The sequence below is a fragment of the Pseudomonas sp. NPDC089428 genome (assembly GCF_044749325.1).
Lineage (GTDB): Bacteria > Pseudomonadota > Gammaproteobacteria > Pseudomonadales > Pseudomonadaceae > Aquipseudomonas.
In genome coordinates this window covers 237,352-261,141 of sequence record NZ_JBIVHT010000007.1, presented here as the reverse complement: position 1 = coordinate 261,141, position 23,790 = coordinate 237,352, and the positions used below count along the sequence as shown (strand labels likewise).

Annotated in this window: 25 protein-coding genes and 1 tRNA gene; 12 read left to right on the top strand and 14 right to left on the bottom strand. The window is 64.3% G+C overall.

The window, feature by feature from the left end; genetic code table 11:
- The first annotated feature begins 1 nt into the window (after nucleotide 1).
- From fdhE to ACIPZ5_RS15990, 4 genes are all read left to right on the top strand, one after another.
- On the top strand, nucleotides 2-922 hold the full coding sequence (fdhE, locus tag ACIPZ5_RS16005; RefSeq protein WP_400809611.1) for a formate dehydrogenase accessory protein FdhE: 921 nt from the start codon (nucleotides 2-4) through the stop codon (nucleotides 920-922).
- Between the two features lie 190 nt (nucleotides 923-1,112).
- A complete protein-coding gene (gene selA, locus ACIPZ5_RS16000; protein WP_400809609.1) occupies nucleotides 1,113-2,540 on the top strand; it encodes an L-seryl-tRNA(Sec) selenium transferase in 1,428 nt (475 codons plus the stop codon).
- A complete protein-coding gene (gene selB, locus ACIPZ5_RS15995) occupies nucleotides 2,537-4,459 on the top strand; it encodes a selenocysteine-specific translation elongation factor (RefSeq protein WP_400809642.1) in 1,923 nt (640 codons plus the stop codon). Before selA ends, selB begins: the two co-directional genes overlap by 4 nt.
- Before the next feature lie 6 nt (nucleotides 4,460-4,465).
- Nucleotides 4,466-4,561, top strand: a tRNA-Sec gene (locus tag ACIPZ5_RS15990).
- Between the two features lie 82 nt (nucleotides 4,562-4,643).
- On the opposite strand, the gene ACIPZ5_RS15985 is transcribed toward ACIPZ5_RS15990, so the two are convergent.
- Together ACIPZ5_RS15985 and ACIPZ5_RS15980 are read right to left on the bottom strand one after the other, a co-directional pair.
- Nucleotides 4,644-5,630 (bottom strand): asparaginase, encoded by a 987-nt coding sequence (locus ACIPZ5_RS15985; protein WP_400809607.1) that lies wholly within the window; start codon nucleotides 5,628-5,630, stop codon nucleotides 4,644-4,646.
- Nucleotides 5,631-5,702: 72 nt separating this feature from the next.
- Complete coding sequence (locus tag ACIPZ5_RS15980; RefSeq protein ID WP_261941762.1) at nucleotides 5,703-7,145, bottom strand: sodium:alanine symporter family protein; 1,443 nt, start codon at nucleotides 7,143-7,145, stop codon at nucleotides 5,703-5,705.
- A gap of 179 nt (nucleotides 7,146-7,324) precedes the next feature.
- Between ACIPZ5_RS15980 and ACIPZ5_RS15975 the strand changes: the two genes are divergently transcribed.
- On the top strand, nucleotides 7,325-8,134 hold the full coding sequence (locus ACIPZ5_RS15975; RefSeq protein WP_343598767.1) for a helix-turn-helix transcriptional regulator: 810 nt from the start codon (nucleotides 7,325-7,327) through the stop codon (nucleotides 8,132-8,134).
- 11 nt (nucleotides 8,135-8,145) lie between these two features.
- Here ACIPZ5_RS15975 and ACIPZ5_RS15970 read toward each other — a convergent pair whose 3' ends face one another.
- The 3 genes from ACIPZ5_RS15970 to ACIPZ5_RS15960 are packed head-to-tail and all read right to left on the bottom strand — an operon-like array spanning nucleotide 8,146 to nucleotide 10,852.
- Nucleotides 8,146-8,991 (bottom strand): alpha/beta hydrolase, encoded by an 846-nt coding sequence (locus ACIPZ5_RS15970; RefSeq protein ID WP_343598768.1) that lies wholly within the window; start codon nucleotides 8,989-8,991, stop codon nucleotides 8,146-8,148.
- An 8-nt stretch (nucleotides 8,992-8,999) separates the two neighbouring features.
- Entirely contained in the window at nucleotides 9,000-9,794 is a 795-nt protein-coding gene (locus ACIPZ5_RS15965; RefSeq protein ID WP_343598770.1) for a TSUP family transporter, read from the bottom strand.
- Between the two features lie 17 nt (nucleotides 9,795-9,811).
- Nucleotides 9,812-10,852, bottom strand: coding sequence for a hypothetical protein (locus ACIPZ5_RS15960; RefSeq protein ID WP_400809602.1), 1,041 nt, complete (start codon nucleotides 10,850-10,852; stop codon nucleotides 9,812-9,814).
- A 261-nt stretch (nucleotides 10,853-11,113) separates the two neighbouring features.
- Between ACIPZ5_RS15960 and ACIPZ5_RS15955 the strand changes: the two genes are divergently transcribed.
- A complete protein-coding gene (locus ACIPZ5_RS15955) occupies nucleotides 11,114-11,998 on the top strand; it encodes an NAD(P)-dependent oxidoreductase (RefSeq protein ID WP_261941757.1) in 885 nt (294 codons plus the stop codon).
- Complete coding sequence (locus ACIPZ5_RS15950) at nucleotides 11,991-12,923, top strand: NAD-dependent epimerase/dehydratase family protein (RefSeq protein WP_343598774.1); 933 nt, start codon at nucleotides 11,991-11,993, stop codon at nucleotides 12,921-12,923. Before ACIPZ5_RS15955 ends, ACIPZ5_RS15950 begins: the two co-directional genes overlap by 8 nt.
- A 117-nt stretch (nucleotides 12,924-13,040) precedes the next feature.
- On the opposite strand, the gene ACIPZ5_RS15945 is transcribed toward ACIPZ5_RS15950, so the two are convergent.
- Nucleotides 13,041-13,484, bottom strand: a complete 444-nt coding sequence (locus ACIPZ5_RS15945) for a winged helix-turn-helix transcriptional regulator (RefSeq protein ID WP_400809599.1) — start codon at nucleotides 13,482-13,484, stop codon at nucleotides 13,041-13,043.
- Between the two features lie 103 nt (nucleotides 13,485-13,587).
- On the opposite strand from ACIPZ5_RS15945, the gene ACIPZ5_RS15940 reads away from it, so the two are divergent.
- Nucleotides 13,588-14,781 (top strand): MFS transporter, encoded by a 1,194-nt coding sequence (locus ACIPZ5_RS15940; protein WP_400809596.1) that lies wholly within the window; start codon nucleotides 13,588-13,590, stop codon nucleotides 14,779-14,781.
- Here the strand turns inward: ACIPZ5_RS15940 and ACIPZ5_RS15935 are convergent.
- The 5 genes from ACIPZ5_RS15935 to ACIPZ5_RS15915 form a co-directional block, all read right to left on the bottom strand.
- Nucleotides 14,769-15,452 carry an OmpW family protein gene (locus ACIPZ5_RS15935; RefSeq protein WP_261941753.1) on the bottom strand — a complete coding sequence of 228 codons (684 nt, stop codon included), beginning with the start codon at nucleotides 15,450-15,452 and terminating at the stop codon, nucleotides 14,769-14,771. The two genes, ACIPZ5_RS15940 and ACIPZ5_RS15935, sit on opposite strands and share 13 nt — an antisense overlap.
- Nucleotides 15,453-15,561: 109 nt before the next feature.
- The gene (locus ACIPZ5_RS15930) at nucleotides 15,562-16,179 is read right to left on the bottom strand and encodes a DUF3299 domain-containing protein (protein WP_343598781.1); all 618 of its coding nucleotides are present in this window, start codon (nucleotides 16,177-16,179) and stop codon (nucleotides 15,562-15,564) included.
- 10 nt (nucleotides 16,180-16,189) lie between these two features.
- Entirely contained in the window at nucleotides 16,190-17,455 is a 1,266-nt protein-coding gene (locus tag ACIPZ5_RS15925) for an ABC transporter permease (protein ID WP_343598783.1), read from the bottom strand.
- Nucleotides 17,455-18,165 carry an ABC transporter ATP-binding protein gene (locus ACIPZ5_RS15920; protein ID WP_400809591.1) on the bottom strand — a complete coding sequence of 237 codons (711 nt, stop codon included), beginning with the start codon at nucleotides 18,163-18,165 and terminating at the stop codon, nucleotides 17,455-17,457. The genes ACIPZ5_RS15925 and ACIPZ5_RS15920 overlap by 1 nt, the downstream gene beginning before the upstream one ends.
- Before the next feature lies 1 nt (nucleotide 18,166).
- Nucleotides 18,167-18,742, bottom strand: coding sequence for a DUF2796 domain-containing protein (locus ACIPZ5_RS15915; protein ID WP_261941749.1), 576 nt, complete (start codon nucleotides 18,740-18,742; stop codon nucleotides 18,167-18,169).
- Between the two features lie 130 nt (nucleotides 18,743-18,872).
- Between ACIPZ5_RS15915 and ACIPZ5_RS15910 the strand changes: the two genes are divergently transcribed.
- Nucleotides 18,873-19,208 carry a hypothetical protein gene (locus ACIPZ5_RS15910; RefSeq protein WP_400809588.1) on the top strand — a complete coding sequence of 112 codons (336 nt, stop codon included), beginning with the start codon at nucleotides 18,873-18,875 and terminating at the stop codon, nucleotides 19,206-19,208.
- 137 nt (nucleotides 19,209-19,345) lie between these two features.
- Here the strand turns inward: ACIPZ5_RS15910 and trxA are convergent, their stop codons facing one another.
- The 3 genes from trxA to ACIPZ5_RS15895 are packed head-to-tail and all read right to left on the bottom strand — an operon-like array spanning nucleotide 19,346 to nucleotide 21,374.
- On the bottom strand, nucleotides 19,346-20,230 hold the full coding sequence (gene trxA / locus ACIPZ5_RS15905; protein ID WP_261941747.1) for a thioredoxin: 885 nt from the start codon (nucleotides 20,228-20,230) through the stop codon (nucleotides 19,346-19,348).
- Between the two features lie 31 nt (nucleotides 20,231-20,261).
- Nucleotides 20,262-20,921: a methyltransferase gene (locus ACIPZ5_RS15900; protein WP_261941746.1), complete on the bottom strand. Its 660-nt coding sequence runs from the start codon at nucleotides 20,919-20,921 to the stop codon at nucleotides 20,262-20,264.
- Nucleotides 20,922-21,374 carry a YbaY family lipoprotein gene (locus ACIPZ5_RS15895; protein ID WP_261941745.1) on the bottom strand — a complete coding sequence of 151 codons (453 nt, stop codon included), beginning with the start codon at nucleotides 21,372-21,374 and terminating at the stop codon, nucleotides 20,922-20,924. It abuts the gene before it with no gap.
- 105 nt (nucleotides 21,375-21,479) lie between these two features.
- Here ACIPZ5_RS15895 and nrdR point away from each other — a divergent pair, with 105 nt between their 5' ends.
- The 3 genes from nrdR to ACIPZ5_RS15880 are packed head-to-tail and all read left to right on the top strand — an operon-like array spanning nucleotide 21,480 to nucleotide 23,785.
- On the top strand, nucleotides 21,480-21,944 hold the full coding sequence (gene nrdR, locus ACIPZ5_RS15890) for a transcriptional regulator NrdR (protein ID WP_009685710.1): 465 nt from the start codon (nucleotides 21,480-21,482) through the stop codon (nucleotides 21,942-21,944).
- A 2-nt stretch (nucleotides 21,945-21,946) separates the two neighbouring features.
- Nucleotides 21,947-23,077, top strand: coding sequence for a bifunctional diaminohydroxyphosphoribosylaminopyrimidine deaminase/5-amino-6-(5-phosphoribosylamino)uracil reductase RibD (gene ribD / locus ACIPZ5_RS15885; protein WP_400809584.1), 1,131 nt, complete (start codon nucleotides 21,947-21,949; stop codon nucleotides 23,075-23,077).
- A 42-nt stretch (nucleotides 23,078-23,119) separates the two neighbouring features.
- Nucleotides 23,120-23,785, top strand: coding sequence for a riboflavin synthase (locus ACIPZ5_RS15880; protein ID WP_016497780.1), 666 nt, complete (start codon nucleotides 23,120-23,122; stop codon nucleotides 23,783-23,785).
- The last annotated feature ends 5 nt before the right edge of the window (nucleotides 23,786-23,790 follow it).

Sequence of the window (23,790 nt, the reverse complement as noted above, 5' to 3'; positions counted from 1 at the left end):
CTTGAGCACGATACTCGAACCTGGGCAGATCGAAGCGTCGGCAGTGATGCCGCCGTTTCTGCATCTGCCACCTGCCAACCTGTTTGCACTGCGCGCCGCGCGCCTTGAGCACCTGGCCGAGTGCAGCGCACTGGCTGATTACCTGCGGCTGATCGCAAAACTGTGCCGCGTCCAGCAGCAGCTTGTGGATAAGCCTCCCAGCGAGTTGCCTGTGGCCGAGGAGCGTCAGCGCCTGTGTATAAGTCATGGTCTGCCACCGCTGGCAGCCGATAGCCTGGTGCGCGAAGGCCAGTGGCTGGTGTGGTTGGAGACCTTGCTCATACACTTCGACAGCGAGGCCAGTGGCCCGCTGGGCGAGGCGCTGCAAGCCCTGCGCGACAGTGACGGTAGTCAGCGCAAGGGCTGGGGTATCGCCTTGCTCGGCGGGCAGTACGATGCGCTGCCGGCGGCGCTGGTGCCGTTCATTGGCGCCGCCTTGCAGGCTGCCTGGTCGAGCTGGTTGCTGGCGCTGCCTGCCCCCGAGCTCAAGCCCGCCGGCAGCCTGGCACAGTGCCCGGCTTGTGGTTCGCCAGCGATGGCCGGTGTGGTACGTAACCGTGGCAAGCACAACGGGTTGCGTTACCTGGCCTGTTCGCTGTGTGCCTGTGAGTGGCATGTGGTGCGGGTCAAGTGCGTGTATTGCGAATCGAGCAAGGATTTGCGTTATACCAGCCTCGACGATGATCGGTATGCGCCGGGCAAGGCGCCGCTCCGGGCTGAATGCTGCCCAGGGTGCCAGAGCTACCTGAAGCAGAACTATCTGGAAAACGATGCGGCGGCCGAGCCGCTGGCCGACGACCTGGCCAGCCTGGCGCTGGATATTCGCCTGGATGAGGAGGGTTTCCAGCGACTGGCACCCAACCTGATGCTCGCACCTGGATAGTAGGGGAGTGTCTACACTGCAATAGCGAGTCGCCCTTTTCGCGGGCAAGTCGGGGCGCCGAACCGCCGCTCCCACAGGTATCGCGCCAACATGAAGCCTGGCGCTGTACCTGTGGGAGCGGCGGTTCGGCGCCCCGACTTGCCCGCGAAAGGGCCATCACCGACAACGGATCAGTCCAAGGTAGTACTGCATGTCCTCCAGCCTAGCCAGCGACACCCCACGCCTGCCTTCCATCGACACGCTTCTGCGCCACCCGGCATGCCTTCCGCTGATCGACCGCCACGGCCGCGACGCCGTCCTGGCCACCCTCAGGCAATTGCTCGACGACCTGCGCGTCCCGGCCCTCAGCGGCGAGCTCGGCAGCGCCGAGCTGGCCCCGGAAATCCTTCTCGGCCGCACCGGCGAACGCCTGGTCGTCCAGCAACGCAGCCAGGTCCGCAGGGTCTTCAATCTCACCGGCACCGTGTTGCACACCAATCTGGGCCGCGCACTGCTGCCCGAGGAAGCCGTCGAAGCCATGCAGACTGCCGCCCGCTACCCACTCAACCTGGAATTCGACCTGGGCACCGGCAAGCGCGGCGACCGTGACGACCTGATCGAAGGCCTGATCCGTGAGCTGACCGGCGCCGAAGCCGTCACCGTGGTCAACAACAACGCGGCTGCCGTGCTGCTGGCGCTCAACAGCCTGGGCGCGCGCAAGGAGGGCATCATCAGCCGCGGCGAACTGATCGAGATCGGCGGCGCCTTTCGCATCCCCGACATCATGGCCCGCGCCGGGGTGAAGTTGCATGAGATCGGCACCACCAACCGTACCCACGCCCGTGACTATGAAGCCGCCATCGGCCCGCGCACCGGCCTGCTGATGCGCGTGCATTGCAGCAACTACAGCATTCAGGGCTTCACCCATCAGGTACCGACTGCCGAGCTGGCGCGTATCGCCCACCAGCATGAACTGCCGCTGCTCGAAGACCTCGGCAGCGGCAGCCTGCTCGACCTCACCCGCTGGGGCCTGCCCGCCGAACCGACGGTGCGCCAGGCATTGGTCGATGGCGCCGATATTGTCACCTTCAGCGGCGACAAGCTGTTGGGTGGCCCCCAGGCGGGGATCATCGTCGGTCGCAAGGAACTGATCGCCAGGATCAAGAAAAACCCACTCAAGCGCGCATTGCGCGTCGACAAGATCACCCTCGCTGCACTCGAGGCGGTGCTGGCGCTGTACCGAAACCCCGACCGCCTGGCCGAGCGCCTGCCGAGCTTGCGCCTGCTCACCCGCAGCCAGTCTGAGATCCAGGCCCAGGCCGAGCGCCTGGCCCCCGCACTCAAGGCGCACCTGGGTGAGCAATGGCTGGTCAGTGTCGAGCCGGCGCTGGGCATGATCGGCAGTGGCAGCCAACCGGTGGCGCGCCTGCCGAGTGCAGCGTTGTGCTTGCGCCCACAGGTGTCGAAGAAGCTGCGCGGGCGCAGCCTGCATGTGCTGGAGCGTGCCCTGCGCGACTTGCCGGTGCCGGTGCTCGGGCGCATCGATGACGATGCCTTGTGGCTTGATCTGCGCCAGCTCGACGATGAGCCCCAGTGGCTGGCGCAGCTGCCGGCCTTGCAACTGGGGCCAGTGCGGTGATCGTCGGCACCGCCGGCCACATCGACCACGGCAAGACCGCGCTGCTTCAGGCCCTCACCGGCCAGGCCGGTGACCAGCGCCAGGAAGAGCGGGCCCGCGGCATGACCATCGACCTCGGCTACCGCTATGCGGCACTGGCCGAAGGGGCGGCGTTGACCGGGTTCATCGATGTACCGGGCCATGAGCGGTTTATCCACAACATGCTGGCTGGCGCCCATGGCATCGACCTGGTGCTGCTGGTGGTGGCCGCCGATGACGGGGTGATGCCGCAGACCCGCGAGCACCTGGCGATCATCGAGTTGTTGGGTATACCCCAGGCGCTGGTGGCGATCAGCAAATGCGATCGGGTCGAGCCGGCGCGTCTGGCAGAGGTGCAAGCGCAGGTCAAAGCGTTGCTGGCTGAGGGGCCCTATGCCAAGGCACGGCAATTCCCCGTGTCGAGTATCACCGGGCAAGGTATCGACGTGTTGCGCCGGGCCTTGCTGGAAGCCGAGGTGCGGGTACGCCAGCGCAGCGTGCGCGGTGGCTTTCGTCTGGCGGTCGATCGCGCCTTCGCCGTGACCGGCGCCGGGGTGGTCGTGACTGGCACGGCGCTGGCCGGGCGCGTCAGTGCGGGTGATACGTTGTTGCTGGGCAAGGCCGGCAAGCCGGTGCGGGTGCGTGGCCTGCACGCACAGAACCAGGTGGCCCTGGTGGCCGAGGCCGGCCAGCGGGTGGCGCTGAACATCGCCGCCGAACGCCTGACGGTTGAGCAGGTGCACCGCGGCGACTGGCTGGTGCCCGAATGGCTGCATGCACCCAGCGTGCGGGTGGATATCGAACTCTGCCTGCTACCCGGTGAAACCCGCGTTTTCGAACATTTCAGCGCCGTTCACGTGCACCTTGGTACCCAGGATGTGACCGCCCGGGTGGCCTTGCTCGAGGGCGAAACCCTGGCTGCCGGCCAGCGCATGTTTGCCCAGTTGCTGCTCAACGCGCCGTTGCAGGCGGTTCACGGTGACCGTCTGGTGCTGCGAGACCAGCGTGCCCAGCGTACTCTCGGCGGTGGCAAGGTGCTCGACCCGTTCGCGCCGAGTCGCCAGCGCCGCAGTGCCGAACGCCTGCGCCAGTTGCAGGTGCTGCGCGATGCAGATGGCCTGGAGGAGGCACTGCCCGCGTTGCTCGCCAGTGCGCTTGGGGGGCTCGACCCGCAGCGCCTGGAGCGCCAGTTCAATCGCCAGCGTGAAACCTGGTTAGTGCCCAATGATGTGCTGGTGGTGGCCACGCGCCAGGGGCCGCTGCTGTTTGCCAGAAGCCAGTGGCAGGCACTGCGGGATCAGGTGCTGGAGCAGCTGGCGCGGTTCCACGAACAGGAGACTGACCAGCTCGGCCCGGACCGCGACCGCTTGCGCCGCTTCGCCGCCTTGCCGCTGGAACGCCCGGCATTTGTCAGCCTGCTCGATGAGCTGCTCAATGACCAGTTGGTAGCCAGCAGTGGGCCGTGGCTGCATTTGCCTGATCACAAGGTGCAGTTGAGCGCCGCCGACAGCGCGCTGTGGGCGCGGCTACAGCCGAAGTTGCTGGCAGGGCAATATGATCCGCCCTGGGTCAGGACCTTGGCCGCAGAAGAAAACTGCGCGGAGGCGGAGGTGCGCTTGCTGCTGCGCAAGCTCGCCCGGTTGGGCCTGGTGCATCAAGTGGTGCGCGACCTGTTCTACCCTGAAGTGACGCTACGGCGCATGGCAGAGCTGCTGCTGGGGCAGGCCAACGAGACGCCGATAGTGCAGGTTGCCGCATTTCGCGATATGTTGGGCATCGGTCGCAAGCGCAGTGTGCAGATTCTGGAGTATTTCGACCGCCTTGGCCTGACCCGGAGGGTGGCCGACCAGCGTTACATCCGCGCCGACAGCGCCCTGGCGCAGCAACAGGCCAGGCACTGAGTTCAAGGAAGGCAATCGCGCCCGGTGGCGCGGCCGGGCTTCAAACCCGGTTGGGGACGGCAGCCGTTCCCGGGCAGGTTCGACTCCCGCTGCCTTCCGCCACTTTTACTGCCCTGCAGGGCCTTTGTGGGAGCGGGTTCATCGGGGCGCCGAACCGCCGCGAAGAGGCCCTGACAGGCGATAGTCAGGCTCGTTCTCCGCACAGGTCCAGAGCAAACCAATGCTCTGCTTCATTTACATCCAGCCCTGCGCCCAACAGCGCAAACATCTTGCCCAGCGCCGCCTCGCGGGTCATGCCGCCACCACTCACCAATCCGGCGCCGCGCAAGCGGTTACCTGCCGCATAGGTATCGAACACCACCGACCCTTCCGGGCACTGGCTGATGGCAGCCAGCAGCACACCGCGCTGGCGCGCTGCACGCAGTACTTCCAGCAATGCCTGGTCATCGGACGGCCCGGTACCACTGCCATAGCACTCCAGCAGCAGCCCTTGCACACCGCTGTCGAGCAGTGCCTTCAGGTGGCTGGCTTGCAGGCCCGGGAACACCGGCATCACCGCCAGGTTGACCGGCTGGCGCTGCTGGCGATAGCCCAGGGCAGCAGGCAATTCGGCGGCGCGCTCGCCTTCACGATGGCGCGGCAACGCGGCGAAGGCGTCGAAAGCCTCGCTGCGCAGCTTCGACGTCCGGCAGCCATGCAGCAGCTGGCCATGGAAGTACAGCTGCACGCCATCTTCCAGGCCTTGCTCGACCTGGCGCAGGGCCCCGCACAGGTTGTCCCAGGCATCGCTGCCCGGCGCACCGGCCGGCAGCATCGAGCCGGTCAGCAGCACCGGCACTGCCAGGCCCAGCAACAGGAATGACAGCGCCGCAGCGCTGTAGGCCAGGCTGTCGGTGCCATGCAGCACCAGCACGCCGTCATGACCGGCGTCCACCGCCGCGACGATGGCATCGCGCATCGCCAGCCAATTGTGCTGCTGCATGTTGGCGCTATCGAGCAGCGGGTTCATTTCCTGCAGCGTCCACTGCACCTGGGGTGCATCGGTCAGTTGGGCGAGGTGTGCGCGCATCCGAGCATCGAAACCACCGGCCGGCGCCAGGCCTTCGGCGGTTTCGAGCATGCCGATGGTGCCACCGGTGTAGAGGACGAGGAGATTCTTGACTGCACGCATGGAAAGCATCCGTAGCGGTGAGCGGAGGTAGAGCAGCCGCCCACGGACGGGGCGGCTGGGCAGGGCAGGATATCAGCGCTGCGGCTGAACTTGGCCGACTGCTTTGTCAGTGGCTGTTTCCACCTGCGGATTGGCAGGCCAGGCGTTGCGGTCCAGGTCCAGGTCGGCAAACTTCGACGAGTCGAACACCGGCTGCTGGATGCCTGCCTTGCGCTGGTCGTCGTAGTCGCGCATCACCCGCAGGCCGACCTTGAACAGCAGGGCCAGGGCCACCAGGTTGACGAAGGCCAGGCAGGTCATGGTGATGTCGGCGAAGGCGAACACGGTCGACAGGTCCTGCATCGAACCCCACACCACCAGCGCCAGTACCAGAGCACGGAAGCCCAGCAGCACGATGCGGTTGCGGCTGAGGAACTGCAGGCTGTTCTCGCCCAGGTAGTAGTTGTAGAGGATGCAGGTGAACACGAACAGCGACAGTGCCACGCTGACGAACAGGCGGCCCCAGTCACCGACAACGGCGGCCAGCGAGTTCTGGGTCAGGACGATGCCGTCACCTTCGAAGCCTGGGGTGTAGAAGCCCGACAGCAGGATCAGCAGCGCGGTGCAGGTGCAGATCACGAAGGTGTCGAGGAACACGCTGAAGGCCTGGACCACGCCCTGGGCGCCCGGGTGCTTCACCGCAGCCACGGCAGCCACGTTCGGTGCGCTGCCCAGGCCCGCTTCGTTGGCGAATACGCCACGCTTCACGCCCATGACGATGGCGCTGCCGAGCAGGCCGCCGAATGCCGGGTCGAGGCCGAAGGCGCTCTTGAAGATGGTTTCCAGCATGGCGGGCACGTGTTCGATCTGGGTGCCGATCACGTACAGGGTCACGCCGATGTAGGCCAGGGTCTTGATCGGTACCAGCAGGTCCGACACTGCAGCGATGCGCTTGATGCCACCGATGAAGGTGATGGCCAGCAGCACGGCCAGGACGATGCCGGTGTGGCGCGGGTCGAAGGCAAAGGCGTTCTGCAGCGAGTGGGTCACGGTGTACGACTGCAGGCCGATGAAGGCGAAGCCGTAGGTGACCAGCAGCAGGATCGAGAACACGATGGCCATGCTTTTACGCTTCAGGCCGTGCTGGATGTAGTAGGCCGGGCCGCCACGGTACAGGCCGTCGCCGTCGGCGCGTTTGTAGACCTGGGCCAGGGTGCATTCGAAGAAGCTGCTGGCCATGCCGACCAGAGCAGTGACCCACATCCAGAACACCGCGCCTGGGCCACCCAGGGTCACGGCGATACCGACACCGGCGATGTTACCGGCACCAACACGGCCGGCGAGGCTCAGCATCAGGGCCTGGAAGGAGCTCAGCTGGCCTGCCTGGCCACGCAGCGATTCCTTGAAGACGGCGAACATGTGGCCGAAGTGGCGGAACTGAACGAACCGCGAACGGATGGTGAAGTAACCGCCGAGACCGACGATCAGCACGATGAGGAGTTTCCCGGAAAGGAAATCGTTGAGTGCTTCGAGCATTGGAAAATGACCTCGATTCTTATTCTTCGCATGGAATGAAGAGCGGACGGCAGGCGCACCGCTATTCGTTGGGGCGCATGGTTGGCCATGACAAGAGTCGTTACAATTTCGCGGGTTGCTCTGATTTGGTGCGACTTGATGCTAGAATGGCGTCATTCGCTTCACCTGAGTTCCCTGTCATGAGCGATCATTTCGCTATCAACCTCAAACTGGCTTGCAGCCACTACCGCTCTATCTCGGAAGTTTGCCGCCAGCTTTCGATCAACCGTGCGCAGTTCAACAAGTACCTGAGCGGCCAGAGCCGTCCGACGCCTTTCAACCTCAAGCGCATCGGTGATTTCTTTGGTGTCGAGGATTACGAGCTGAACCTGCCGGCCGAACAGTTCGCCCGCTTGATCGGCGCGCGCGTATCGACCGTCACCGACCAGCCCGGCGATCCGATCAGCGAACTGTTCCGCCCGCTGCACGACCACGCTGGCAACCTGTCGCGCTATTGCGGTTATTACTTCGAGTATTCCAACTGCATGTCGGTGCCGGGCACCATCCTGGTGTCGCTGGTGCACCTGTGGGAGGAGCGCGGCCGCTTCATGTTCGAGCGCCAGGAACGCCAGGAGCGCTCCAGCGCTACCGACCAGCATGCCGAGGTGCGCTGCCGCTACCTGGGCGCAGCGTTCCAGTTGCAGGACCGGATGTTCCTCATCGACTACGAGTCGCTTACCTTCAACGAGATGAGCCAGACCATTCTCATCCCCAGCTTCAAGAGCCGCATCACCCGCCTCAATGGCCTCAAGGCCGGCGTGTCCAGCGGCGACCGGCGCAACCCGGCCTGCACCCGCGTGGTGTGGGAATTCCTGGGCGAGGAGATCAACCGCATCAATGCCTATCGCCAGGTCAGGTTGTACCGGCCGGACGATCCACGGATCGATGACGATGTGCGCGAACGGCTGAGCGTGCGGCCGCTGAGCAACGGGCTCTTTGAAATCGAGTGATGCCTGACGGGTCAAGCGCCGTCGAGGATGAATGCCTCCACGGCGTTGGCAACCTGGTCAGCAATTGCCGGAGCTGTACGCAGGTGAGCGGCGATGCCATGGTCGCAGTCCGTTAGAAACAGGCATTGCAGGCGCTCCGCTGAAACGGCTCGCATCAGGGCCTGGGTGACTTCTTCGGGGATCGGGCTGTAACGGTCCCTACCGGCCAGCCGCAGGTTGCCCGCGCTGGTGCCCGGCGCTTTGCCGAATCGTTGTGAGTTGAGCCCGTCGAACTCACCGATCACCATCAGCACTCTGCCTCGGAACTGTTGGAGGAAGGCGTAACTGTCGCTGTTCATAAACCCATAGGGCTTGCTGATGGCCGCCGTAAATGCCGGGCCGAACGGCGCCTGGTGAGCTTCATCTGGATAGACTGCCGGGCAGATCAGCACGATGTTTTCAACCTGCGGCAAGCGCGCCGCAAGCTTCAGGGCGATGGCGGCGCCCAGGCTATGGCCAATGAGCGTGCGGCATCGGTTTGCGATATGGGCGTGAAAGCGCTGGGCCTCTTCAAGGTTGATTGCCAATGACGGTGCCACTGCCCCTGGTTCGCTGGCATGGCTGTGCCCGGACAGGTTGCCTGTCAGCGAGCCGATCCCGGCGGCTTGCAGTCGATAGATCAGAGGGTTGAGCCGGGTGTAGTCCGAGCGTGCGCCACCCAGTACGAATACTGGAGGTGCGCGCTCGATATCAGGCACCAGCAAGCGGGCTTGCTGGCGGTAGTTTTCAAACAGTTCGTCGATGAACAGCTCCCGTCCCGGAGCGGGTTCGTCGAACTGCCATTTCGAACGCTGCTGAGTGCCCGTTTGCAAGTGCATGGTGCTCGTTAGAAGAACGTGTTGTGTAACCATTCGCCCAGTGGATTGCCGCTATCGAACAGCAGTTTGAACGCCATGATGCAACACACACAGACCAAAAGCGGCTTGATCAGCCGTGGGCCAAAGTGTACTGCGCAGCGTGCGCCCAACTGTGCGCCCGCGAACGCGGCCAATGCCATTGCCAGCGCCAGTGACCAGATGATCGCTCCGCTGAATGTGAACACTGACAAGGCGCCCAGATTGCAGGCCGCGTTCAACAGTTTGCTGTTGCACACCGCTTGTATCAGGTGCTGACCGAGCAGCGTCACGCAGGCCAGCATGAAGAACGAGCCAACCCCGGGGCCGAAAATTCCGTCATAAAAACCAATGATCGGAGCCACTGCCACGCAGAAGAGGCTAGTCGATATCTTTGCCTTGCGTGCTTGTTCATTGGGTTTTGGGCTGAACGCGAAATAGGCGGCTACCGCTATCAGCAGGAACGGGATGCAGGCCTGGAGAATGCTCTTAGGTACATAACTTACCGACAAGGCCCCTGTGGCCCCGCCAATAAATGACATGATTGCCATCGGACTGCTGCGCCTCCAGTCAATCATGCCTTTGCGGGCAAAGGCGCATGTAGCGGAGACGGTAGCCGACGCCGCCTGAAATTTATTGGTGGCAATTGCCGCCAAGGGCTCAATGCCAGCAACAAACATTACCGGAAGGGTAATCAGGCCTCCGCCCCCGGCAATGGCATCGAAAAACCCAGCCATCAGTGCAACCAGGGCGAGTGTCATGACAAGTGTCAGGTCGAGTTCGATCATGGGATGTCCTCCTTCACTCAGCCACGAACAAGCAGCGGGTCGGCAACCCGTACCAACGGTGTTGCGTGACGGGAGTATCCGAACTGGCGAATCAGCAGCCGGCGGTTGTCCTGGACGATATCGCGGCCGTGCAGGGCTCGGCTGTTGTTGATCATCAGTGCAGTGTCAGGTTGGAGGACGAACCTCAGTGGCTGTGCGACGCTCAGCAGTTTTTGAAAGCGCTCGAAAGCGGCCGCGACAGCACTGCAGGCACGCGCATTCAACGAAAAGCGGTAGCTGTTGTAACGGAGTGAAAATCCGCCATGGGCCTCGAACTGCAGCATGGAAATGCCTTCTCCAGCATTGCCTTGCCCGTGAGCGAAGCAGTCACTGCGGGTGAAGTCGAAGGACGCTGAAGTGAGCGCGAGCGCTTCCAGTCCGTCCAAGCGTCTGATGATGTCCCTGAGCGGGAATACATGTGTGGGTTCATTGGCGGGATTCCAGCGTGCAGTCAGGATCAGCGCTGAAGGGGCGGGGGAGTGATCATGGCTGGCGATCGTCGAGCAATTGTAAGGCGCTTCGGTGTGAGGCCCCAGACGCAGGCCTGCGTGCGAGCTGGTTTCAACATTTGCGCTGGTATCTTCGCCGAAACGCGGGACGCGGCCGCCGCCCTTGAAGTTGCCGACCAAACGTACTTGTTTGCCTTCGTTGTCAATATCGAAGGCAAAGTTTCGATGGCGTGCCAGTTCCAACAGCAATTGGTTGCGCGACGCGAGGTATTGGCAGCGAGGATCGTGCGCCAGGGTGAAAATATCGGGTAGCTGCTCGGGCATCGGATCGTCAGCACATGGCATCTGCCGGTATATCAATGCGCAAAGTTGCCCTTCGCTGAAGCGCTGCAACATGGCACGCTGTTCATCGCTCAAGACTGTTTCGATTTCCTGAGCGAATGCACGAGCCTTGAGTGCGACGCCTTTGGCTTCTGGTCCGCCCGATGCAGCCATGGCAAGGCTTGCCCAGGATATGGCTTGGTTTTGTTCATGGTTTAAATCCAGGTAGGCGATTTCCTGATGAGGCATTGAACGTTCCTTGTAGTTGTTCTTATGAGCCCTCCACTTGGCAAGTGGGGAAGTCGGCTATTCAATGGAGGTAGGTCGCCAGATGGAAATCAGCTGTTTCTTGAGGTGGTGTAGGAAACTTCCTCCGACGTGGAGCTGAGCGTCTGAAATTCGACGCCCTGACCGTCCTTGGGCGTTGCCAGGCCCTGTGTTGGACTTCCCGGCCAGGAAACCGCAAAATGGCCCTTTCCCTCAATCAACCTGTTCGGATCTGCTGACTCTATGCGTATGCGCCTGATGCTGTTGGGTGGTGGCAATGCCCTCGGGCAAGCGCTGATTCGTCTCGGGGCCGAGGAGGACATCGCATTCCTGGCACCGCGCCCGCCGGAGAACGGCTGGGCCCCGGCCAGCCTCACTCAGCTGCTTGATGATCATCGCCCCGATGCCTTGGTCAACCTGGCCTACTACTTCGACTGGTTCCAGGCCGAGTCGGTCAGCGACCAGCGCCTGGCCCTGCAGGAGCGTGCTGTGGAGCGATTGGCCGAGTTGTGCCAGCACCACCAGATCACCCTGGTACAGCCTTCCAGCTACCGGGTGTTCGACGGTTCGCGGGCCACGGCCTACAGCGAAAAAGACGAACCGGTACCGCTGGGCCAGCGTGGCCAGGCCCTGTGGCGTATCGAGCAAAGCGTGCGCGCGGCATGCCCGCAGCATGTGCTGCTGCGCTTCGGCTGGTTGCTGGACGAGAGCATCGACGGTGCCCTGGGCCGCTTCCTGACCCGTGCCGAGCAACCCCAGGAGCTGCTGCTGGCCGACGATCGCCGTGGCAACCCGACGCCGGTCGATGACGCCGCGCGGGTGATCCTGTCGGTGCTCAAGCAGCTTGATTGCAGTGCGCCGCTGTGGGGCACCTACCATTACGCCGGCAACGAGGCGACCACGCCGCTGGCGCTGGGCCAGGCGATTCTCAGCGAGGCCGGCCAGTACCGTCAGCTGGCCGTGCAGGCGCCGACCCCTCAGGCCCATGCTGCGCGGCCGGATGCCAGCGAGGAGCCGCAGCACGCGGTACTGGCCTGCAAGAAAATTCTTCACACTTTCGGTATCAAGCCGCGTGCCTGGCGCGCGGGCTTGCCACCTCTACTGGATCGATTCTACCGCCATGGCTGATGCCCCCATCCTGATCACCGGCGGCGCCGGCTTTATCGGCTCCCACCTGTGCGATGCGTTGCTGGCCAAGGGCTATGCGGTACGTATTCTCGACGACCTTTCCACCGGCAAGCGCGACAACCTGCAACTGGGCAACCCAAACCTCGAGCTGATCGAAGGCGATGTCGCCGATGCCAAGCTGGTAGAGCGTGCAGCCGCCGGTTGCCGTGCTGTGGTTCACCTGGCTGCGGTGGCGTCGGTGCAGGCGTCGGTCGAAGACCCGGTGAAGACCCACCAGAGCAACTTCATCGGTACCCTCAACGTGGCCGAGGCCATGCGCGTGCATGGCGTGCGCCGCGTGCTCTTTGCATCGAGCGCAGCGGTGTACGGCAACAACGGTGAAGGTGAGTCGATTGCCGAGGACACGCCCAAGGCGCCGCTGACGCCCTATGCGGTAGACAAGCTGGCCAGCGAGCAGTACCTGGACTTCTACCGCCGCCAGCATGGCCTGGAGCCGGTGATATTCCGCTTCTTCAACATCTTCGGCCCGCGGCAGGACCCTTCATCGCCATACTCCGGGGTGATCAGCATCTTCAGCGAGCGGGCGGCCCAAGGCTTGCCGATCACTGTGTTCGGTGATGGCGAGCAGACCCGCGACTTTCTCTACGTCGGCGACCTGGTGCAGGTGATGGTGCAGGCACTGGAGCAACCGCAGGTGGAAGAGGGCGCGGTGAACGTCGGCCTTAACCAGGCGACTTCGCTGAACCAGATGCTCAAGGCACTGGAGAAGGTGGTGGGTAGCTTGCCGGTGATCAGCTACGGGCAGGCGCGCTCGGGTGACATTCGCCATTCCCGAGCGGACAACCAGCGTTTGCTGGCGCGTTTCGATTTCCCGCAGCCGACTCCGATGGTCGAGGGTTTGGCCAAGCTGCTCGGCAAGGCTTGAGATAGCTGGGGCGTGCCGGCGATGGGTCGCGAAGCGGCCCCGGCAGTTTATGCAACAACCGTGAAATCGTGGGGCCGCTTTGCGGCCCATCGCTGGCAAGCGCGGCTCCCAAAGGGTTCACGTATGCCGCACAACCTTGCGCAGGCAATCCTCCGCCGCCAGCAGCCGGCCATCCTCGGCCCGCACCTGCAGAATCCCGACTGGCCGCCCCTTGGCGCTGTCCACCAACTCCGACCGCGCTTCCCCCGCCTCGAACAAAAACCGCTCCCCCCACTGGCGCAACCCAACCACGATCGGAAATACCGAGCGCCCCTTTTCGGTCAGCACATATTCCTTGTACGCACTGCCATCGGACGCCGGCTGCAAAGCCAGCAACCCGCTCTCCACCAGCAGCTTCAGCCGCGACGCCAAGATGTTCTTCGCCAGCCTCAGGTTCTTCTGGAACTCGCTGAAACGGCGCAGGCCATCGAAGGCATCGCGCAGGATCATCAGCGCCCAACGGTCGCCCAGCACTTCCAGCGCACGGGCCACGGGGCATTGAGCGTTCACTTCATCGAGCATTGGCAGCACCTGCATTGTTCATCTGGTTGCAGATTAAAACCACATTTGCTAAATATCCATCACCTAGTTTCAATTTGAAACCAGTTGCGATGAGGTGAGCTCGATGAATCGCTGGATAACCCTGTTGCTTGCCGCCACCTGCGCCATGGCCGTGGCCACGGTCTATTTCGCCCAGCCTTTGCTCGAGTCGATGGCCCGTGATCTGGGTGTGAGGCAGCAGCAGATCGGTTGGGTGGTCGGTGCGACCCAGGCGGGTTATGCCCTTGGGCTGATCCTGATCGTGCCCCTGGGCGATCTGATCGAACGCAAGCGCATGCTGCTGGTGCAGCTGTTGGTTGCCGCCCTGGCCTTGGTCGGTGTTGGCCTGGCTCAGCAATGGCTGGTTGTGCTAGCAGCGCTGGCCCTGGTCGGGCTGATGGCGGTCATGGTGCAGGTGATGGTCGCCCACGCCGCAACCCTCGCCACTCCGGCCAGCCAGGGCCAAGTGGTGGGCACGGTCACCAGCGGGGTGGTACTGGGTATCTTGCTGGCGCGTCTGGTCTCAGGGGCGCTCGCCGACCTGGCGGGATGGCGCAGTGTCTACTTCGTGGCGGCGGCACTGCTCACGCTCATGGCTGTGGTGCTCTGGCGCTGGCTACCCCCGAGCCAGTTACCCGCGCAACGACCTGGCTACCGGCACCTGATCGGCGCTTTGTTCACGTTGTACCGGCACGACAGCCTGCTGCGCCGACGAGGGTTGTTCGGGCTGCTGATCTTCGCTGCGTTCAGCGTTCTGTGGACTGCCATGGTGCTGCCCTTGAGTGCGCCACCGCTGGCGCTCAGCCATACCGAGATCGGCCTGTTCGGCCTGGCGGGTATCGCCGGTACCCTGGCCGCGTCGCGGGCCGGTCGGCTGGCTGATCGAGGGCTGGGCGAGCGCACCACCGGTCTGGCGCTGGCCTTGTTGACGCTGTCATGGCTACCGACAGCCTGGGTCGGACACTCGCTGACCGCGTTCGTGCTGGGCGTGCTGATGCTGGATTTTGCCGTGCAGGCGGTGCATGTCACCAACCAGAGCCTGTTGTTGGCGGGGCGTGGCGCGATGGCCAGCCGCTTGATTGGCGCCTACATGTGTTGCTACTCGATCGGCAGCGGCCTGGGGGCCGTGCTGGCCAGTTGGGTGTATGCGCGCTGGGGGTGGGTTGCGGTATGCGGGCTGGGCATGGTGATCAGTGCGCTGGCACTTGGGTGTTGGTCATGGGGGCAACGAGCAAGGGCGACCGAAGCCGCCCTGCCGTGTTCAGGTCAGAACTTGTAGCCAAGGCCGACCATGTACACCCACGGGTCGACATCGACGTCGACCTTGGTCTTGCTGTAGCCCAGTGCGGTCGGGCCGTTGACGCTGGCCTTGGTGTCGATGTCGACGTACCAGACCGAGGCGTTCACCAGCAGGTTGTCGGTGATCATGTAGTCCATGCCCAACTGGCCGGCGATGCCCACCGAATCCTGCAGCTTGAGGTTGCTGAAGCCTTGTTGCTTGCGCGCGCTGGTCAGGTCTTCGTCGAAGAACAGGGTGTAGTTGATGCCGACGCCGGCATAGGGCTGGAACTTGGAGTTCGGCTCCATCGGGTAGTACTGCACGGACAGGGTCGGTGGCAGCTGTTTGATGTCGGCCAGCTTGCCGTCCAGCCCGCCACCGAGGCCTTTGACGCCGACGCTGTGCTTGAACGGGGTCGCAGCCAGCAGTTCCAGGCCGACGTGGTCGGTGAGCATGTAGGCGAAGGTCAGGCCCAGCTGGGTGTCGCTGTCCAGGGTCGCCTTGGTGCCCGATACCTTGTTGCCGTCGAATTTCAGGTCGCCGCTGTTTTCGTTCGGGGCAGTGGTGATGGCACCGGCGCGGACGATGACATCACCCGCCTGGTGGGCGTGGGCAACAGGGGCGGCGAGCGCAAGGGCCACAAGCGAGGCACCGAGCAAGGACTTGTTCATGGAAGCTCCCAAAGGACGTGAGTAATCGAGTAGTCCAATGGTACGGATGCGTCTGAACCGAAAGTTTGACCCAGCTCAAAGAAGCGTCGTCACGAATTCGAAACAGTTCTCACTTGAGAACATAAGCGTATATTTTCTCCGCTTCCATCTGGTATCCGGCGTCGGCCAATTCGCTGCTGGAGGCTCTAACCTGCATCTTTCCCTCGATCCAGTAGGGCTGGTAGAGGTCCTCCACGCGCACACCCATTTCACTGAAGATATGCACGATCTGGTTCGACGGCGGAGGGGGCACATGGATGCAGGCGCCGTAATAAGGCACCAGCAGAAACTCCGTGGTACGGCCTTCTTCACTTACCTCCAGCGGCACGATATAGCCCGGTATCTTGACCTGCTGGCCGTCCAGGCTTTTCACCACCGGGGCATCGGGCGCCTGCTGGCGTGCCGGTGGGGCCGACTCGGCAGACAGCGCATTGCTCAGCTGCGACATGTCGTGCAGCGGCGCCAGTTGTGGCGGGATGACCGGCGCGCCTTCGGGGATGAGTGCAGGCCAGTCCAGCTCGCGGGGCTCCGAGGCCCAGGCTGGTAGTGCCAGCGAGAGCAGCACTACCAGCAAAAGTTGGGCTGCCTGTCCCGGCCCTTTCGCGGGCGAGCCCGCTCCCACAGGGTTCGGCGTGCTCCTTGTGGGAGCGGGCTTGCCCGCGAAAATGGCGGTGAGGTCTCGGATCATTGCAAAGCTCTCAGAGATGAATGGACAGGCCGTCGGCCAGCGACTGCCGATAGGCGCGCCAGGCCGGCACGCTGCCCATCAGCAGCGCCGCGCCAAGGATGATTGCAAGCAGCGTCCATTCATGGGCGCTGGGCAAGGCCAGGGGCAGGTACAGACCGTAGTTGGCCTGAACGTAGCCTTGGGCCAGGGCGATGCCCGCGTACAGCAACCCAAGCCCCGCCGCGATGCCCGTCAGCGCCAGCGCCAGCGCTTCGAGCACCAGCAGCCCGGCGATATGCCACGGCCGCGCGCCCACCGAGCGCAGGATCGCCATCTCCCGGCGGCGTTCGTTGAGGCTGGTGAGGATCGCCGTGAGCATGCCGATCAAACCGGTCAGTACCACGAACAACGACACCACGAACAACGCCTGTTCGGCGGTGCCCATCAGGCTCCACAGTTCCTGCAGGGCAACCCCAGGCAGGATCGCCAGCAACGGCTCGCTGCGGTACTCGTTGATCTCGCGCTGCAGGCTGAAGGTGGCGATCTTGTTGTTCAGGCCAAGCATGAACGCGGTGATCGCTGCCGGCTGCAGGTCCATGGTCCGCGCTTGCTCGGCACTGATGCGCCCGGCACCACGGGCCGGCACGCCGTTGTGCCAGTCGATGTGAATGGCTTCCATGCCGCCGAGGCTGATGTGCAGGGTGCGGTCGACCGGCGTGCCGGTGCGCTTGAGCACGCCGACCACGGTGAACGGCTTGTCGTCATGCTTGACCAGGCTGATCGCGGCGACACCGTGCGCCAGGACCAGCTTGTCGCCCAGCTTGTAGTGCAGAGCGTCGGCCACTTCGGCACCGAGCACCACTTCGAACGGGTCACTGGCGAATTCACGGCCCTGGCTCAGCTCCAGATGCTGCTTGCGGCCGTACTGGTAATGGCTGAAGTAGTCGGTGGTGGTCCCCATCACCCGGTAGCCACGATGCGAGTCACCCAGCGAGATCGGGATCGCCCACTTGACCCGTGGGTCCTGGGCATAGTGCTGGAAGCTGTCCCAGCGGATGTTGTTGGTGGCGTTGCCAATGCGAAAGACCGAGTACAGCAGCAGGTTCACCGAGCCCGAGCGGGCGCCGACGATCAGGTCGGTACCGCTGATGGTACTGGCGAAGCTGGCGCGCGCTTCGGTGCGCACGCGTTCGACGGCCAGCAGCAGGCACACCGACAGGGCGATGGCGAAGGCCGTGAGAAAAGCGGTGAAACGGCGGTTGGCCAGGCTGGCCAGGGCAAGGCGAAGCAGGTACATCAGGCCTCCCGGGGCTTGGCGGCGCGGTTGAGTTCAGCCAGGGACAGGTGCCGATCGAACAGCGGCGCCAGGCTCTGGTCATGGCTGACGAACAGCAGGCTGGAACCGGCCGCACGGCATTCGTCGAACAGCAGGCGGATGAAGACTTCGCGGCTGTCGGCATCCAGCGCCGAGGTCGGCTCGTCGGCAATCACCAGCTCCGGCTGGCCGATCAATGCGCGTGCGGCAGCGACGCGCTGCTGCTGGCCGATCGACAGGCTGTCGGCACGCCGTGCGAGCAGCGCCGGGTCCCCCAGGCCCAGGTGCGCCAGCAGCTCGCTGGCGGCCTGGTCGATGCTGCCGTGGCGCCGACTGGCACGTTCGGCGCGGCTGCGTGAAAAGCGGCACGGCAGCTCGACGTTCTCGCGCACCGAAAGAAACGGCAGCAAGTTGAACTGCTGGAAGATGTAGCCGGTGTGGTCGACCCGGAAGCGGTCTCGCGCGCCTTGGCCAAGCAGGGCGAGGTCCTGCCCCAGCAGTTGGATACGCCCCTGGCCCGGCCGGTTGACCCCACCGAGCAGGCCCAGCAGGGTGGTCTTGCCACTGCCGCTGGGGCCTTTGAGGAACAGTGCTTCACCGGCTTCCAGACGGAATGCCGGGATATCCAGCAGTGGCGCCTGGCCGGGCCAGGCGAACACCAGGTCTTGCAGTTCAATCAACGGCTGGCGCATTTCAGAACGTGACCACGGCCTTGGCGGGCGAGGTCTCGACGCCTTTCTGGCCATTCGGGCCGATCAGTTGCACGTTGATCTTCTGGGTGGCCGGGAAGGCCTTGTACAGCGGGGTGAGATCGATCTGGGTGAGTTTGTCCGGGGTGGCGCAGGTCAGCTGGTAGTGGGCATTGATGTCGCTGTGCGCGTGGCCTTTTTCATGCTCGTCACCGTCGTCGTCAGCCTTGGCCGGGTCGCCGAACAGCGGGCTTTCCAGCTCTTGCTGATCATCCTTGCAGCCTGCGGCCGAGGCCAGGGCGAACAGCTTCAGCGGTTGTTCGAGCTGCTGGCGTACGGCGGCAACCTTGGCCTTGTCGGCATCGCTGCTGGCGGCATGTTCGAAGCCGACCAGGTTCATCGCCGGGCTGTCCAGCTCCAACTCCAGGGTGTTGCCATCGAGCACCGCGTTGAGCTTGGCCACGCCATGCTCGTGGGCGGCGAGGGTGCCGTGGGCGTGATCATGGTCATGTTCGTCGTGGGCATGGGCCACGGCCAGGGGCAGCAGGGCGAAGGGCAGGGCGAGCAGCAGGCGACGCATGGACGACTCCGGGACGGGCTGGAAGATTCGGTTATGTTATAACAACTTTTCTTTGCGCCGCCAGCCTGCGTGGCGCAGGTTTCATGTTGCGGTAGCATGGCTGCATTGACCTGAGCTCAAGGAACGCATCGTGAGAATTCGTGGACAGATTGGTGACTGGCCGGTGGACCTGACCATCGAGCTGGAGCCGCAGGAGTGGGCGCAGCTGGGGCGGCAGATCGAGGTGCCGGTGGCGGAGCCGGTAGCCGCAGCAGCGGCTGCGCGCCAGGACGATGGACAGTGGCATGCCGCGCGTGAGGTGCTGCGCCTGGCAGGACAGATGAGCGGGCCGGAGTTGCTGGACCGGCTGGAAGGGCTGGCCGGGAGTACCACAGCGGGCAAGCGGTTGCTGGTGCGCTTGCGCCACAGCAGTGAAGTGAAAGTGGAAAGTGGCGTGGATGCGCCGGTGTATCACTGGGTGGGGTGATCGTGTGTTGCCTGTAGGGCCTCGTTCGCGGGTGAACCCGCTCCCACAGGTTCTGCACAGCCCTCAAGTGCTGCGCGATCCCTGTGGGAGCGGGTTTACCCGTAAACGAGGGCGAAGCCCTCGCAAGGGACTTGAGGTCAGAACATGGCCGAAGACAGGCGGCGGCGGTAAACGCTCACCAGCGGATGATCGCTGCCCAGCAGTTCGAAAACCTGCAGCATCGCCTTCTGCGGCAGACCGTTCTCATATCCGCGATTACGCTGGAACAGTTTCAGCAACCCTTCCAGTGCCGCTTCATACTGCTGGCGCGCCAGCTGCTGGATACTCAGCTGGTAAGCCGCCTCATCATCCTGCGGGTTCTGCGCCAGGCGGCTCTTCAGGTCGGCGACTTCTGGCAGGCTGGCGGCCTGGCGCAGGAAGGTCAGCTGCGCTTTGGCGCCAGCCAGCGCGGCCTTGTGCTCGTCGGTCTTGACCGCGTCCAGCACCACCTGGGCTTCACCCAGCTCGCCACGCTCGGCCAGGCAACGGGCATACAGGATCAATGCCTCGGCATTGCTGTTGTCTTCACCCAGCAGTGCTTTGAGCGCTGCCTCTGCCTCGGCGAAACGGCTTTCGGCAAACAGCGCCTTGGCTTGTTCAAGTGGCGAAGCGGTTGGCGCGGCCGGCAGTTGAACATGCGGTTCGAGCATGGCGCGGATCGCCGACTCCGGCTGCGCACCGGCAAAGCCGTCAACCGGCTGGCCATCCTTGAACAGCACCACGGTTGGCAGGCTGCGGATACCGAACTGGGCCACCACCTGTTGCTCGACGTCGCAGTTGATCTTGGCCAGCAGCAGCTCGCCCTGGTAACCCTCGGCGATCTTCGCCAGCAGCGGCATCAGCGCCTTGCACGGCGCGCACCACTCGGCCCAGAAGTCCACCAGTACCGGCTTGTGGAAGGAATTCTCGATCACCAGCTGCTGGAAGGTGGCATCGGTGGCATCGAAGATGTAGGGCAGATCATTACTAGGAGCTAGGCTCATCGTGACTCTCGCAAATCCGTGATTCGCACCACTATAAAGGCTCGCGGCTGGCGTGGTACAGGCTGACCCGGCGGAATTCGTGCGGCTCGGCCAGGTCCGGCAGGGTCAGGGCTTCGAGCACGCCAAGCTGCCGGTACAGCGGGTGGCTGAAATCACGCACGCGCGAGTCGGCCACCAGTGCCTGGCGGCCGCGACCAAGGAAGGCATCGAGCAGCGGCAGGTTGGCGCGGTCATAGAGCACGTCGGCGACCAGGATCAGGTCGAAGCGGTCGGCCTCGGCGAAGAAGTCGCTGCTGTAGCCCAGCTCGACAGCATTGAGCTGGGCGTTGGCGCGGCAGGCTTGCAGGGCCAGCGGGTCGAGGTCACAGGCGACCACTTCCAGCGCCCCGGCGCGGGCCGCCGCGATTGCGGCGATGCCGGAACCGGCGCCAAAGTCCAGCACGCGCTTGCCGGCGACCCATTCGGGGTGCGCGGCCAGGTAGCGGGCCATGGCCAGGCCGCTGGCCCAGCAGAAGCTCCAGTATGGCGGTTCCTCGAGGATGCGCCGGGTTTCTTCGCTGCTGAAGGCGCGGTCCATGTTCTGATCATCGATCAGCCATAGCTTCAGTTCGCACTCGGGCAGCTCGCTGACCACCAGGCGCGCTTCGCCGATCAGGCCGCTAAGGGCCTGTTGCAGGGCAAGCGGCGCCACTTACGGCGCCTTCTCGAAACGCAGCGGGCCGGTGGCCTGGGTCTGGGCCTGGATGATACGCACGGGTGGCAGGTGCATGATCAGCTGGCCGGAACTACTGGCACGGCCGCGCAGCTCGACGCGGGCACCGGCCGGGAAGGCCTCGGGGTTGAAACGCAGGTGATAGGGCAGGGCCTGGCCGGTGCCGGTCAGGGTGCTGCTGGCCAGCAGCTGTTGCGGGCGGTCACGGTCGTCGATGACCAGCAGCGCCAGCTCCACGTCGGCGCCGGCGGGGATCTCCAGCAAGGTGCCGCTCAGTTCACGCTGATAGGCCGGCAGCGGGCCAAGCGGTTCGGCGTTTTTCGCCACCTTGGCCACTGCTGGCGCGGGGACTGCTTCGGTCTTGGGGCGGTCACTGCCGCAGGCGGCGAGCAGAGAAGCGCAGCACAGCACGACGAGCGCACGAAGATGCATGGGTGGGTCCTTCAGGGGCAGAATTGTATGGATGTTAACCCCTTTGGCTTGTCTTGCCAGTGCAATGCGCTACCATGGCCCTCCCTTTTTTTGTTGCCTGCCACCATGCACTGTCCCTTTTGCGGTGCCAACGACACCAAGGTCATCGACTCGCGTCTGGTCGCCGAGGGCGAACAGGTGCGCCGCCGCCGTGAATGCGTCGCCTGCGGCGAGCGTTTCACCACCTTCGAAACCGCCGAGCTGGTGCTGCCGCGGCTGATCAAGCAGGACGGCACACGCCAGCCCTTCGACGAAGACAAGCTGCGCGCCGGCATGCAGCGTGCGCTGGAGAAGCGCCCGGTCAGCGTCGAGCGCCTGGAAGCGGCACTGGCGCATATCAAGAGCCGCCTGCGCGCCACCGGCGAGCGCGAGGTCAAGTCGCTGGTGGTGGGCGAAATGGTCATGGCCGAGCTGCGCAAGCTCGACGAAGTGGCTTACATCCGCTTCGCCTCTGTGTACCGGCGCTTCCAGGACCTCGACGAATTCCGCGAAGAAATCGACCGCCTGGCCCGCGAGCCGGCTAAAGAGTGAGCATGCCCAGCCAGACCGCGATTCTCGATGCCCATTACATGGCCCGCGCGCTGGAACTGGCGCGCAAGGGCGTGTACACCACCCACCCCAACCCCCGCGTGGGCTGCGTGATCGTTCGTGATGGCCAGGTGGTCGGTGAAGGCTGGCACGTGCGCGCCGGCGAGCCGCATGCCGAGGTGCATGCCCTGCGCCAGGCCGGCGAGCTGGCCCGCGGCGCATGCGCCTACGTGACCCTGGAGCCGTGCAGCCACCATGGCCGCACGCCGCCGTGCGCCGAGGCGCTGGTCAACGCCGGCGTGGCCCGGGTGGTCGCCGCCATGCAGGACCCCAACCCGCAAGTCGCAGGCCAAGGCCTGCGGCGCCTGGCCGAGGCCGGCATCGAGGTGGCCAGTGGCGTGCTCGAAGCCGAAGCCCGTGCCCTCAACCCAGGTTTTCTCAAGCGCATGGAGCACGGCCTGCCGTTCGTGCGCGCCAAGCTGGCGATGAGCCTGGACGGACGCACCGCCATGGCCAGTGGCGAAAGCCAGTGGATCACCGGCCCCGCTGCCCGCTCGGCGGTACAGCGCCTGCGCGCCCGTTCCAGCGTGGTGCTGACCAGTGCAGCCAGCGTGCTGGCCGACAATGCGCGGATGACCGTGCGTGGTGCCGAGCTGGGCCTGGACGCCGAAACCACCGCGTTGGCCTTGAGCCGCACGCCGCTGCGCGTGCTGATCGACGGCCGCCTGCGCCTGCCGCTGGATGCGCCGTTCTTCAAGGTCGGCCCGGCGCTGGTGGTCACCGCCGTCGCAGATGACCCAGGCTATGCCGCTGCTGGCCATGAACTGCTCAGCCTGCCCGGCGACAATGGCCAGGTAGACCTGGCGGCTCTGCTGCGGGCGCTGGCCGCTCGTGGGGTCAACGAAATCCTGCTGGAGGCCGGCGCAGGTCTGGTCGGCGCCTTTGCCAGCCAGGGCCTGATCGACGAGTACCAGCTTTTCGTTGCCGGCACTTTCCTCGGCTCCCAGGCCCGGCCATTGCTGGACTGGCCGCTGGACAGGATGAGCCAGGCGCCGCGGCTGAAAATCACCGAAATGCGCGCAGTGGGCGATGACTGGCGGGTCACGGCCATCCCTCTGCCGGCACCCGGCGTATAATGCCGGGCTTGCCCCGCGCAACCCGTTTTTGAGGAAGTCCCCATGTTCACCGGCATCATCGAATCCATCGGCACCATCCGCAGCCTGACCCCCAAGGGCGGTGACGTGCGCGTCTACGTCGAAACCGGCAAGCTCGACCTGGGTGACGTCAAGCTCGGCGACAGCATCGCCGTCAACGGCGTCTGCCTGACCGCCGTCGAGCTGCCGGGCAACGGATTCTGGGCCGACGTCAGCGTCGAGACCCTCAAGCGCACCGCGTTCATCGACCTCAAGAGCGGCAGCAAGGTCAACCTGGAAAAAGCCCTGACCCCGACTACCCGCCTGGGCGGTCACCTGGTCAGCGGCCACGTCGACGGTGTCGGCGAAATCATCTCGCGCAGCGATAACGCCCGCGCCATCCAGTTCCGCGTGCGTGCGCCCAAGGAGCTGGCCAAGTACATCGCCCACAAGGGTTCGATCACCGTCGACGGCACCAGCCTGACGGTCAATGAGGTCAATGGCGCCGAATTTGAGCTGACCATTGTCCCGCACACCCTGTCCGAAACCATCATGGCCGACTACCGTGCAGGGCGTCGGGTAAACCTTGAGGTCGACTTGCTGGCCCGTTACCTGGAGCGTCTGCTGCTGGGCGACAAGGCTGCCGAACCGAGCAAGGGCAGTGGCATTACCGAAAGCTTCCTGGCCGCCAACGGCTTCTTGAAATCCTGATTGAG

What these genes read in the sequence shown, in the direction of transcription:
- ACIPZ5_RS15895 (WP_261941745.1), bottom strand. Translation starts at nt 21,374, where the DNA reads ATGCATCTTCGTGCGCTCGTCGTGCTGTGCTGCGCTTCTCTGCTCGCC.
- ACIPZ5_RS15980 (WP_261941762.1), bottom strand. Translation starts at nt 7,145, where the DNA reads ATGCTCGAAGCACTCAACGATTTCCTTTCCGGGAAACTCCTCATCGTG.
- ACIPZ5_RS15950 (WP_343598774.1), top strand. Translation starts at nt 11,991, where the DNA reads ATGGCTGATGCCCCCATCCTGATCACCGGCGGCGCCGGCTTTATCGGC.
- ribD (WP_400809584.1), top strand. Translation starts at nt 21,947, where the DNA reads ATGCCCAGCCAGACCGCGATTCTCGATGCCCATTACATGGCCCGCGCG.
- ACIPZ5_RS15935 (WP_261941753.1), bottom strand. Translation starts at nt 15,452, where the DNA reads ATGAACAAGTCCTTGCTCGGTGCCTCGCTTGTGGCCCTTGCGCTCGCC.
- ACIPZ5_RS15920 (WP_400809591.1), bottom strand. Translation starts at nt 18,165, where the DNA reads ATGCGCCAGCCGTTGATTGAACTGCAAGACCTGGTGTTCGCCTGGCCC.
- ACIPZ5_RS15945 (WP_400809599.1), bottom strand. Translation starts at nt 13,484, where the DNA reads ATGCTCGATGAAGTGAACGCTCAATGCCCCGTGGCCCGTGCGCTGGAA.
- nrdR (WP_009685710.1), top strand. Translation starts at nt 21,480, where the DNA reads ATGCACTGTCCCTTTTGCGGTGCCAACGACACCAAGGTCATCGACTCG.
- ACIPZ5_RS15970 (WP_343598768.1), bottom strand. Translation starts at nt 8,991, where the DNA reads ATGCACTTGCAAACGGGCACTCAGCAGCGTTCGAAATGGCAGTTCGAC.
- ACIPZ5_RS15955 (WP_261941757.1), top strand. Translation starts at nt 11,114, where the DNA reads ATGCGTATGCGCCTGATGCTGTTGGGTGGTGGCAATGCCCTCGGGCAA.
- ACIPZ5_RS15880 (WP_016497780.1), top strand. Translation starts at nt 23,120, where the DNA reads ATGTTCACCGGCATCATCGAATCCATCGGCACCATCCGCAGCCTGACC.
- ACIPZ5_RS15975 (WP_343598767.1), top strand. Translation starts at nt 7,325, where the DNA reads ATGAGCGATCATTTCGCTATCAACCTCAAACTGGCTTGCAGCCACTAC.
- ACIPZ5_RS15930 (WP_343598781.1), bottom strand. Translation starts at nt 16,179, where the DNA reads ATGATCCGAGACCTCACCGCCATTTTCGCGGGCAAGCCCGCTCCCACA.
- ACIPZ5_RS15925 (WP_343598783.1), bottom strand. Translation starts at nt 17,455, where the DNA reads ATGTACCTGCTTCGCCTTGCCCTGGCCAGCCTGGCCAACCGCCGTTTC.
- trxA (WP_261941747.1), bottom strand. Translation starts at nt 20,230, where the DNA reads ATGAGCCTAGCTCCTAGTAATGATCTGCCCTACATCTTCGATGCCACC.
- selA (WP_400809609.1), top strand. Translation starts at nt 1,113, where the DNA reads ATGTCCTCCAGCCTAGCCAGCGACACCCCACGCCTGCCTTCCATCGAC.
- ACIPZ5_RS15960 (WP_400809602.1), bottom strand. Translation starts at nt 10,852, where the DNA reads ATGCCTCATCAGGAAATCGCCTACCTGGATTTAAACCATGAACAAAAC.
- ACIPZ5_RS15985 (WP_400809607.1), bottom strand. Translation starts at nt 5,630, where the DNA reads ATGCGTGCAGTCAAGAATCTCCTCGTCCTCTACACCGGTGGCACCATC.
- ACIPZ5_RS15965 (WP_343598770.1), bottom strand. Translation starts at nt 9,794, where the DNA reads ATGATCGAACTCGACCTGACACTTGTCATGACACTCGCCCTGGTTGCA.
- ACIPZ5_RS15915 (WP_261941749.1), bottom strand. Translation starts at nt 18,742, where the DNA reads ATGCGTCGCCTGCTGCTCGCCCTGCCCTTCGCCCTGCTGCCCCTGGCC.
- ACIPZ5_RS15940 (WP_400809596.1), top strand. Translation starts at nt 13,588, where the DNA reads ATGAATCGCTGGATAACCCTGTTGCTTGCCGCCACCTGCGCCATGGCC.